A 10,826-nucleotide genomic window follows, 5' to 3' on the forward strand; every position below is an offset into this window, starting at 1 on the left:
TCCGCCCGAATAATAAAAATAGACAGTTTTTGACTTTTAATGGTTTCATAAATAATAACAAAATTGAAAAAAATATTAAAAAATTAACAATTTTGTAGTATTGTTTGGATACCGTCAGTATCCGACAATTCAGATTAACCTATTAAAATAACATTAAAAAAATATTATAGAAGCCTGTTGGCACAGATCCTGCTTTAACTTAAAGACAAGATTGGTTGGATCCGGAAACCAAACATTTATCAAGAACTAAAAGAAGAAAGGAAAAAGAGAATGAAAAAGAGATTGTTGAGTGTGACCATGGCAGTTTTTATGTTTTTGGGCCTTAGTCTAACGGCTATGGCCGAGGAAGCCAAACCAGAGGCCGCCAAGCCGGCGGCTATGACGGTGGATCAATTAAAAGAACTGCTGGGGATGAGCATCTATCTTCAGGGGGGCTATACCTATAACTTCAGGAACCCCGATTCCCAGGAGAATGAATTGAGGGTCTTTGACCATAAGGCCAACAGCTTCACTCTGGATCTGGCCCAGCTCCAGTTTGTGAAAGATGCCCCGGTGGGGGGAATGGGCTACAAACTGAAGGTCTCTGCCGGTGAGACGGCCAAGTTCATCCACTCCCGAGGGTTGGGTGTCAAAGACGGACAGGCCCCGGCCGATACCGACGCCTTTGACCTGACCGAGGCCTTTCTCCAGTACAATGCCCCTCTGGGCAAAGGATTGAAGTTTACTCTGGGGAAGTTTGTCACCTATCATGGGGCCGAGGTCATCGAGGCCAGGGACAACCTTAACTATTCCCGGTCGTTTTTATTTAACTATGCCATACCCTTTACCCACACGGGGCTGATGGTCAGCTATCCTTTTTCGGATACCTTTACGGCCAATTTTCACGTTATCAATGGATGGGACAATACCGATGATAACAACACGGGTAAGACTTTTGGGCTCAGTTTTGGCTGGACACCCATAGAACAATTAGCCATGAATTTCAATTTTATGTACGGGCCGGAGCAGAGGAGCGAAAACAGCAACAACCGGTTCCTCTTCGACTGGGTGGGTACCATCAAGCCTGTCAAGAATTTGAGTTTTGTTCTGAACACCGATTACGCTACGGAGCAGAAGGACCCCAATGCCAATGGTGCGGATTCGAAATGGTACGGGGTAGCGGGATACGTCAAATATGATTTCAGTGATCTTTTCAGCCTCACCTTGCGGGGTGAGTTTTTCAATGACCGGGACGGCGTCAGGACCGGAACGGCCCAAACGCTCAAGGAAATAACCTTTACTCCGGAATTCCGGTTAGCCAAAGGATTGATCCTCAGGCCTGAATACCGCTATGACTGGTCGGAACAGAGTAGTTTCAACGGTGGCAAGGATAAAAATCAACATACCATCGCCCTGGGGGTTATGTATACCTGGTAATCAAAATTTTAATTCGGTTCTCCGGGGGGAAGCTCTTTTTTGACACCCCGGAGAACCTCTGAGGAGGAAGCAATGAAAAGAAAAACATTACTTATTTTTATCATGATCGGCCTGGTCGTAATGATCGGGGCCTTATATTGGGAAGGGCTCAGCCTGGCTGAGGAAAAACCGGCCGCGGAGGTAGCCGATAAAGCTCAACAGGCCGCCCCGGCTCAAGCTGCTCCGACGGCTCCGGCGGCTGCTCCGGCACCGGCCCCTGCACCCAAGCCGGACCCATCCGGTGCAAATACCGGGGGGGCGGCTGATGTGGTCGGCGCTTCAGCGGGTGCACCGACGGCAGACGACCTGAAAAAACTGGCCACCAACGAACCCCTGGCCGCAAAATTAGCCGATGTGGTCGGTCATAACCGGATCGCCATTAATATGGTCTGGACCCTGATCTGCGGCTTTCTGGTCATGTTTATGCAGGCCGGATTTGCCATGGCTGAAACCGGTTTTACCCAGGCCAAAAATGCCGGTCACACCATGGCTATGAACTTCATGGTCTATGTTATCGGGATGCTCGGTTACTGGGTTATGGGTTTTGCCCTGCAAATGGGCGGGGTCGGCGGTGTGGCCACCCTGGGGGGTGCGGCCACTTTAAATAATGAGTTTACGATCAGTCTGTTTGGAAAAGATTTCGGATTGTTCGGGACCAATGGTTTTTTCCTTTCCGGAGTAACCTATGATGCGGTCATTTTTTCCGTCTTTCTTTTCCAGATGGTCTTTATGGACACGACGGCCACGATTCCTACCGGGGCCATGGCCGAACGTTGGACCTTCAAGTCCTTTATCATCTATGGATTTTTTATCTCGGCCCTGATTTATCCCCTCTTTGCCAACTGGGTCTGGGGCGGTGGCTGGTTGTCCCAATTGGGGAAAAATTTCGGACTGGGGCACGGGCACTTGGATTTTGCCGGATCATCGGTGGTCCATATGACCGGAGGCATGGCCGCCCTGGCCGGGGCCATAGTCCTTGGGCCGAGAATCGGAAAATTCAAGGCTGATGGAACCCCTAATGCCATGCCGGGCCACCATATCCCCATGGCCATAGTCGGTGTCTTTATCCTGGCGTTCGGCTGGTTCGGATTTAATGCCGGCTCAACCTTGGCCGGCGGGGACTTGCGCATCGGGGTTATCGCCGTCAATACCATGCTGGCTGGCTCTGCGGCTGCCTTTTCTTCTATGTTGTATATGTGGTTGCGGTTTGGAAAACCCGACATCTCCATGTCGGCCAACGGTTTGCTGGCCGGCCTGGTGGCTATCACGGCACCCTGTGCCTTTGTCAACTCCGTATCGGCCGTAATCATCGGGTTGGTAGCGGGCCTGATAGTCTGCTGGAGTGTGTTTTTCATAGAACGGACCTTGAAAGTGGATGATCCCGTGGGGGCCATATCCGTCCATGGCGCCAATGGGGCCTGGGGGGTCTTGGCCCTGGGGCTCTTTGCCGACGGCACCTATGGGGATGGCTTGAATGGGGTGCCCGGTGCGGTAAAAGGACTTTTTTACGGGGATGCCACCCAGTTCGGTGCCCAGATCGTCGGGACCCTGACCAATATGATTTTTGTCTTTGTCGCCATGTTTGTCTTTTTTAAGATACTGGACAAGATCATCCCCCTGAGAGTACCGGCCGATCAGGAAATGGAGGGATTGGATCAACATGAAGTGGCGGTTACCGCTTATCCGGATTTTAATATCCGTAAGGTTCATCGTTAGTCCAATGGATGACTTTAAGATAACTGCTATGAACCCGGGGCTTCATTGAAGCGGGAATGAGGTCCCGGGTTGGAAAAGACCCGAATCCTAAAAGACAAAATTGTTAAATTAAATTTTAAGAGTTACATTTTTGGAATATATTATAAAAACAGACCAAACGGAATATTTTTATAATATATTGTAATCATAGCAAAAATAGAAAATATGGTCTTTGGCATGTTTCGTGCCTTAGTAATAGGCAAGGGTTTATGAAATTTCTATTATTGAGGAGGAGAGAGACATGGATGCAATTAACACAGGAGACACGGCTTTCATTTTAGTATCGGCCGCTTTGGTCATGTTCATGACCCCGGGACTGGCCCTTTTTTACGGGGGGATGGTTCGGAGCAAGAATGTCCTGGGGACCATCATGCACAGCTTTTTTATCCTGGGTTTGGTAACGGTCGAGTGGGTCCTCTGGGGGTACAGTAATGCCTTTGGCCCTGACCTGGGAGGAATCATCGGCAGTCTGGACTGGTTCGGTCTATCCGGAGTCGGCACAACGCCTTTTAAGGATTATGCCGCAACCATTCCGCATCAAACCTTTATGATCTTTCAAATGATGTTTGCCGTCATTACTCCGGCCTTGATCACCGGGACTTTTGCCGAGCGGATCAAGTTTTCCACTTTTGTAATCTTTACCCTGCTCTGGTGCACCCTGGTTTATAACCCGGTGGCCCACTGGGTCTGGGGAATCGGCGGGTGGATCCGGAATCTCGGCGCCCTGGATTTTGCCGGAGGGACGGTAGTGCACATCAATTCCGGGATCGCGGCTTTGGCCGCGGCCCTGGTAATCGGTAAACGCAAAGGTTATGGGCATGAACCGTTTCATCCCCACAACCTGCCTATGACGATTATGGGGGCGGCCATCCTCTGGTTCGGATGGTTCGGTTTTAATGCCGGCAGTGCCCTGGCTGCCAATGGATTGGCGGCTTCGGCCTTTACGGCCACCCACATCGCTGCCGCGGCGGCTACCTTATCCTGGGTTTGTACCGAATGGATGTATCGCGGCAAACCCACGACTTTAGGGGCGGCCAGCGGTTGTGTAGCCGGACTGGTGGCCATAACACCGGCCGCCGGTTTTGTCGGGCCGATTTCGGCCTTGATTATCGGGTTGGCAGCCGGAGTGCTTTGTTATTTCGCCATATTTTTAAAACACAAAATGGGCTATGACGATGCCCTGGACGTGGTTGGGGTCCATGGGGTCGGCGGGACCTTCGGGGCTCTGGCAACCGGTCTATTTGCCAGCAAGGCCGTCAACGAAGCCGGAAATAACGGATTATTTTTCGGCAATCCGGCCCTGTTCGGGACCCAGCTCATAGCGGTTCTGGTAACCCTGGTCTATTCCTTTGTAGTAACCATTATTATTCTTAAGGTACTGGATTGGACCATGGGCCTGCGAGTAGAACACGAAGACGAGGAAGCCGGTCTGGACCTCAGTCAACACAGTGAAGTAGGTTATAACCTTTAGGAGGTAGTGATATGAAGAAGATTGAAGCAATTATTAAGCCCTTCAAATTGGATGAAATCAAGGAGGCCTTGCAGCGATTAGACGTCAAAGGGATGACTATTTCGGAAGTAAAGGGTTTCGGCCGGCAAAAAGGCCACACCGAGATTTACCGGGGGGCCGAATATGTTGTCGATTTTATCCCCAAGGTAAAACTGGAGCTGGTCCTGGACGATTCTCAGGTTCCCCCGGTCCTTAAGGCCTTGCAGGAATCGGCCCGCACCGGGAAGATCGGAGACGGTAAGATTTTTGTCCTTCCGGTTGAAGAAGTGGTCCGTATTCGAACCGGCGAGACGGGTTCGGCGGCAATTTAATAAGATCAAGGTATAAGAAGGTATAAGCATTGATGAGCTCGTAAAAACCCGTCATTCCGATTCCGTCCCGTAGAGGGGACTACACCCCGGAGGGCGCAGGCGGGAATCCAGACTTTTAGTGATTATCTAAAAACACTGGATTCCCGTTTCCACGGGAATGACGAGAATGAGCGCTTACGAACTTTTTATAAGTCCGTATTTTCAAACATAGGCCTATGTCAAAGACCGCTCTCATATTGCAGCATACCCAGGAAGAACGGGGGGGACTTTTTGAGGAGATCTTACTGGAACAGGGATGGGAATTAGAGGTCCTGCCCCTGTTTTCCGGGTCTCCTCTGCCCCCTTCGATAAAACCCTTCGGGATGACCCTGGTCCTGGGAGGTCCCATGAGTGCCAACGATGAAGAGGATTATCCCTTTTTAAAAACGGAAATCCCCTTTATCCGGCGGGCACTCAAGATCGGACACCCGGTTTTAGGGATCTGTCTCGGGGCCCAGCTTATGGCCAAGGCCCTGGGGGCCAGTGTCTATCGCGGGCCCCATAAGGAAATCGGCTGGTACTGGCTCAGCCAAACCCCTTCAGCCAGGTCCGACCGCATATTTAAGCAGTTTGATCCTTATTTTTTGGTTTTTCAATGGCATGGGGAGACCTTTGACCTGCCTACGGAAGGTATTGGTCTGGCCGGGAACATGGCCTATCCGAATCAAGCTTTCCGGATAGGAGACTTAACCTACGGCTTGCAATTTCACCTGGAGATGACCCAGCCTATGCTGGAAACCTGGTTGTCCAGTTGGGCGGATGAAATCAAGGAGGCCAAACCCCAGCCGCTGACGGCCAGGGAAATCTACGAAGATGCCCAAATCTATCTGGACCGTCTGCAAGCCCAGGCCTACCGTTTTTTCTCCGGTTATTTATCGCTTGTAGAAAAGGGCTGTTTAGGGTAATATATACTATACATTTTTGGAATAAAATTATTTTAACTTATTGCAAAAATGTAATATTTATTAGAGAAACGGCCCCTCTTTTTTTATAACTTGCTGAAAATGCATACAAAATAAAGAGGCTGTTTATGGCATAACCGTTGCAGATAATCGGATGAGCCATTTGAGTCAGGGCTGAGGGTTAAATATTTTTAGGGGAGGATCGGATGCTAAAAAAAATAGAGGCTATTATCAAACCCTTTAAATTGGACGAAGTCAAAGACGCCTTGAATGAATTAGGGATCAAGGGCATGACCATTACCGAAGTCAAAGGATTCGGCCGGCAAAAAGGGCATACGGAAGTCTATCGGGGGGCCGAATATGTGATCGACTTTCTACCGAAGGTCAAAATCGAAATCGTGGTCGATCAGGATTTGGCCGGTAAGGTCATCGAGGCCATACAAAAAGCCGCCAAAACCGGAAAGATCGGGGATGGGAAAATTTTCGTTTTCCCGGTGGAAGACGTCATCCGCATCCGGACCGGCGAGCAGGGGAAAGAAGCGATTTAGAAAACAGGTTACTCGTTACTGGTTACTCGTTACTCGTTTTTTAAAAACCCATAGTTGAGGATCTCGTAAAAACTCGTCACCCCGGCGCAGGCCGGGGTCCAGGAAATTCCAACCTACTAAAAACACTGGATTCCGGCTTTCGCCGGAATGACGTAATGCGGGTTTCGAAGACTTTTTACGAATTCATCATAGTTATTTTTCACAGCAAACCGGTATCCAGCAATCCGTAACGCGCACCGAGAAACGAGTAACGAGCAACCAGTAACCAGTAACGAGCAACGAGTAATGTCAGAACCCCTTCATAAAAAATATCTCACCGAACAGCGACAGAAACTGAAGGAGCGTCATGACCAGGGCGAGGCCGGTTTGGCCGTCGCCGCCTGGCATGCCTCCTTTATCGACGTCTTTATCATCTCGGTTTTTAGCAGCATGGAGGCCCGGGCCTCTTTAGGACTGGAAGGGGGGGGACAGGCCTGTGTGGTGTTAGGGCTGGGAGGATATGGCCGGAAAGAACTGGCCCCCTTTTCCGATATCGACCTGCTTTTTCTCTGTTCCGATACCATTGCCCCCCAAATCAAGGAGGTCATCCGGAAGATCCTCTATCCCCTCTGGGATGTGGGCTATGATTTGGGGTATACGGTACAGTCCTTTAAAGAGTGTACCGAGATGGCCTGTTCGGACCCTTCCTTCCTAACCGCCTTATTGGATGCCAGACGGATTACCGGCAGCATTCCTTTGGCCCAGGCCCTCCAATCGGAGATTTGGGGCCTCATCAAACAAGGGCAGGGCCTTCTCTGGCAGGAATGGCTCCTCAAGGAACAGGAAAAACGGCACCTGCGTTATGGCGATTCGGCCTTTTTTCTGGAACCCCATTTAAAGGAGGGCCTCGGGGGACTCCGGGATATCCATGTCCTGCTCTGGATCGGCAAGGCCCTTTTCGAAGCCCCTGATTTATATTCCTTAGAAAAGATCGGCCTCCTGTCCGGCGAGGATCGGATGATCCTTTCCGGTTCCCATGACTATCTCCTTCGGCTCCGCAATCAGTTGCATTATCTGGCCGGCCGGAAAGATGACCGGCTCTCTTTCGAATTTCAGGAAGCCATGGTCGAATGGTCGGGGACCAAAGCCAAAGGCGATATCCTGCCCGTCGAAGTTTTCATGCAGGAGGTTTATCAGCACCTGCAGGGCATCCGGATCATTCATCAAAACTTCTTTGAGCATATGGCCGAGCGCCGGCAAAGGGGGGAGAAACACCGGGAAATCCTGGAACCCGGGATTTATCTGGAAGGCGGCCGGCTCTATTTGGATTCGGCCAAGGTCCTGACGGACAATCCGTCCCTCCTGATGAAGATTTTCTGGTATGCCCTGAACCAAGAGGCCATTTTGAGCCAGGAAACCATCCGCCTGATCAAGCAGTGTCTATTCTTGGCCGATGAAAAATTCCAAAAGTCCGAAGCAGTCAGCCGGTTATTCCTGGAGATCATCGGCGATTTGAAGATGACACGGGAATTATTGGAAACCATGTTGCAGACCGGGTTATTGACCACCTACCTTCCGGAGCTTGAGGCCACCGTCTGCCGGACCCAGTTTGATACCTACCATGTCTATACCGTGGATATTCATCTGATCCTGACCCTGGTGGAGTTAAAAAGGGTCGGCCAGGGTTTATCGGCTAAAGAGGAACCGTTACTTTCTGAAATCTGGGCCGAGGTCCAGGATCTTCCGGCCCTTTTCCTGGCCTGTCTGTTGCATGACATCGGCAAAGGCCAGGGTAAGAATCATGCCCAGCAAGGGGCCCTGATGATCCCCAGGATCGCCGAAAGGCTTAAGCTTCCGGCCCAAACCGGCCAAACGATCGCCTTTCTGATCAGGCATCATCTCCTGCTGGTCGAGACGGCCCTGCGCCGGGATTTGAACGATGAAGACCTGATTGTGCGCTGTGCCCAGTTAATCCCCGATTCTCAAACCCTGAAAATGCTCTATCTGCTCAGTTATGCCGATTCCCTGGCGACCAGCCATCAGGCCTGGAATAACTGGAAATCCATGCTGCTCCGGGAATTGTTTTTTAAGCTCCTTCATATCCTTGAAAAAGGAGAACTGTCCTCCGGTGAAGCTCTGGAGTCTTCCAGGCGCCAGGTATTGGAATTGGTGGAAAAGGAGATCCCCTCCAAGGAGGCCTTGATCTTTCTGGAAGGGATGCCCCATTCCTATCTCCTTTCCCTGTCTCCGGAATCGATTGCCAACCACCTGCGGCTGTTGCGCCAATTGGACGGAAAACCCTTCCTCTGGCAGGTGGAAAAGAAAGAAGAGATCTATGAAATTTTTATTTGCTGTCATGACCGGCCGGGACTCTTTTCGCGGCTGACCGGAGTTTTGGCTTTAAATAATATCAATATCCTGGGGGCCCAGATTTTTACCCGGTCGGATAAGATCGCCCTGGATATTTTCCAGGTCAACCCTCCGCTGGACCCTTTGTTTGAAGAGGAGACCTGGGACCGGGTTTATGAACAATTATCCAAGGCCATTGACGGGAAACTGTCCCTGGATTACCGGCTGGCCCAGAAAAAACCGACCCTCCTGATCTCCCCGGTCCCCATCATGGTTTCGGAGAACCGGGTCCTGATCGACAATCATGGTTCGGATTTTTATACGATTCTGGAAATTTATACCCATGACCGCCTGGGTTTGCTTTATACTATTACCAAGACCCTTTCGGAGAGCGAGTTGAATATTCATTTTGCCAAAATTTCCACCAAGGTGGACCAGGTGGTGGATGTCTTTTATGTAACCGATTTGGATGGTCAGAAGATTTATGACCAGGAACGGATAGAAGAAATACAGAAGGCAATTATATTTGCCCTAAAAACACAATAAGGAGGAAGGACTAATGACACCCAAAGAAGTACTGGCCTTTGCCCAGAAAAACAAAACCAAGATGGTGGATTTAAAATTTTTGGATTTCCCGGGAATCTGGCAGCATTTCAGCGTACCCCTGCACGAGCTGGACGAGGATTCCTTTGAAGGCGGCTTCGGCTTTGACGGTTCGAGCATCCGGGGCTGGCAGCCCATACATGCCAGTGACATGCTGGTTATCCCTGATCCGGATACGGCGGTCATGGATCCCTTTATGGCTATTCCGACCATGAGCCTGATCTGTAATATCGTCGACCCCATTACCAAAGAGGCTTATAGCCGGGACCCCAGGAATATCGCCCGCAAGGCGGAAAACTATTTGAAGTTTACCGGTCTGGCCGATACGGCCTTTTTCGGCCCTGAAGCGGAATTTTTTATTTTTGACGATATCCGTTTTGACGGCGGCGCCAATTTTGCCTTTTACGAGATCGACTCGGTAGAAGGAATCTGGAACAGCGGCCGGGTGGAATCTCCCAACCTGGGCTACAAACCGAGGCACAAGGAAGGCTATTTCCCGGTCTCCCCGACTGACAGCCAGCAGGACCTGCGAACCGATATGGTCATGGTCCTGGAGCAATTAGGGATCGAGATCGAGGCCCAGCATCATGAGGTGGCCACGGCCGGCCAGGCGGAAATCGACATGAAATTCCGGCCCCTGGTCCAGATGGGTGACCAGCTTATGTGGTTTAAATACGTCTTGAAAAATGTGGCCAAGAAAAATAACAAGACCGTCACCTTTATGCCCAAGCCTTTATTCGCCGATAACGGCTCCGGCATGCACACCCATGTCAGCCTCTGGAAAGGCGGAAAACCGCTCTTCGCCGGTGATAAATATGCCGGGTTGAGCCAGGAGGCCCTTTATGGGGCCGGCGGCATCTTAAAGCATGCCCGGGCCTTGTGCGCCTTTTGCAATCCGACCACCAATTCCTATAAACGATTGGTCCCCGGATTTGAGGCCCCGGTAAATCTGGCCTATTCCAGCCGGAACCGCAGTGCCGCCATCCGCATCCCCATGTATTCGGCCTCTCCCAAGGCCAAGCGGTTGGAATTCCGGACCCCGGACCCCTCCTGCAACGGCTACATGGCCTTTTCGGCCGTATTGATGGCGGTCATTGACGGCATCGAAAACCGGATCGACCCCGGAGAACCGCTGGATAAGGATATCTACGGTCTGAGCCCGGAAGAATTAGCCAATGTCCCTTCGGCCCCGGGTTCTTTGGAAGAGTCCTTAAATGCCCTTAAAGAAGACCATGAATTCCTGCTTCGCGGGGATGTCTTCACCCCGGATGTCATTGAAAAATGGATCGAGTATAAGACCGAGGCGGAAGTCAATCCCGTACGGCTGCGGCCCCATCCGCATGAATTCATGCTGTACTTTGATATTTAAAAAAAA

The 10,826-nt window shown here is 50.8% G+C and carries 8 protein-coding genes; all 8 read left to right on the top strand.

Annotated features, from left to right (window positions below):
- Positions 1–270 precede the first annotated feature (270 nt).
- The 8 genes from HY879_18845 to glnA all read left to right on the top strand — a co-directional run bounded on the left by HY879_18845 (position 271) and on the right by glnA (position 10,820).
- Entirely contained in the window at positions 271–1,416 is a 1,146-nt protein-coding gene (locus tag HY879_18845) for a porin (GenBank protein ID MBI5605396.1), read from the top strand.
- Between the two features lie 120 nt (positions 1,417–1,536).
- Complete coding sequence (locus HY879_18850; protein ID MBI5605397.1) at positions 1,537–3,171, top strand: ammonium transporter; 1,635 nt, start codon at positions 1,537–1,539, stop codon at positions 3,169–3,171.
- A 280-nt stretch (positions 3,172–3,451) separates the two neighbouring features.
- Entirely contained in the window at positions 3,452–4,681 is a 1,230-nt protein-coding gene (locus tag HY879_18855) for an ammonium transporter (protein MBI5605398.1), read from the top strand.
- Positions 4,682–4,692: 11 nt separating this feature from the next.
- Positions 4,693–5,031 (top strand): P-II family nitrogen regulator, encoded by a 339-nt coding sequence (locus HY879_18860; protein ID MBI5605399.1) that lies wholly within the window; start codon positions 4,693–4,695, stop codon positions 5,029–5,031.
- 215 nt (positions 5,032–5,246) lie between these two features.
- On the top strand, positions 5,247–5,975 hold the full coding sequence (locus HY879_18865; protein ID MBI5605400.1) for a gamma-glutamyl-gamma-aminobutyrate hydrolase family protein: 729 nt from the start codon (positions 5,247–5,249) through the stop codon (positions 5,973–5,975).
- Positions 5,976–6,178: 203 nt separating this feature from the next.
- Complete coding sequence (locus HY879_18870; GenBank protein MBI5605401.1) at positions 6,179–6,520, top strand: P-II family nitrogen regulator; 342 nt, start codon at positions 6,179–6,181, stop codon at positions 6,518–6,520.
- Positions 6,521–6,805: 285 nt separating this feature from the next.
- Positions 6,806–9,394, top strand: a complete 2,589-nt coding sequence (gene glnD / locus HY879_18875; protein ID MBI5605402.1) for a [protein-PII] uridylyltransferase — start codon at positions 6,806–6,808, stop codon at positions 9,392–9,394.
- Between the two features lie 13 nt (positions 9,395–9,407).
- Complete coding sequence (gene glnA / locus HY879_18880) at positions 9,408–10,820, top strand: type I glutamate--ammonia ligase (protein ID MBI5605403.1); 1,413 nt, start codon at positions 9,408–9,410, stop codon at positions 10,818–10,820.
- Positions 10,821–10,826: the final 6 nt, after the last annotated feature.

The organism is Deltaproteobacteria bacterium (assembly GCA_016219225.1).
Lineage (GTDB): Bacteria > Desulfobacterota > RBG-13-43-22 > RBG-13-43-22 > RBG-13-43-22 > RBG-13-43-22.

What these genes read in the sequence shown, in the direction of transcription:
- glnA (MBI5605403.1), top strand. Translation starts at nt 9,408, where the DNA reads ATGACACCCAAAGAAGTACTGGCCTTTGCCCAGAAAAACAAAACCAAG.
- HY879_18860 (MBI5605399.1), top strand. Translation starts at nt 4,693, where the DNA reads ATGAAGAAGATTGAAGCAATTATTAAGCCCTTCAAATTGGATGAAATC.
- glnD (MBI5605402.1), top strand. Translation starts at nt 6,806, where the DNA reads ATGTCAGAACCCCTTCATAAAAAATATCTCACCGAACAGCGACAGAAA.
- HY879_18855 (MBI5605398.1), top strand. Translation starts at nt 3,452, where the DNA reads ATGGATGCAATTAACACAGGAGACACGGCTTTCATTTTAGTATCGGCC.
- HY879_18870 (MBI5605401.1), top strand. Translation starts at nt 6,179, where the DNA reads ATGCTAAAAAAAATAGAGGCTATTATCAAACCCTTTAAATTGGACGAA.
- HY879_18865 (MBI5605400.1), top strand. Translation starts at nt 5,247, where the DNA reads ATGTCAAAGACCGCTCTCATATTGCAGCATACCCAGGAAGAACGGGGG.
- HY879_18850 (MBI5605397.1), top strand. Translation starts at nt 1,537, where the DNA reads ATGATCGGGGCCTTATATTGGGAAGGGCTCAGCCTGGCTGAGGAAAAA.
- HY879_18845 (MBI5605396.1), top strand. Translation starts at nt 271, where the DNA reads ATGAAAAAGAGATTGTTGAGTGTGACCATGGCAGTTTTTATGTTTTTG.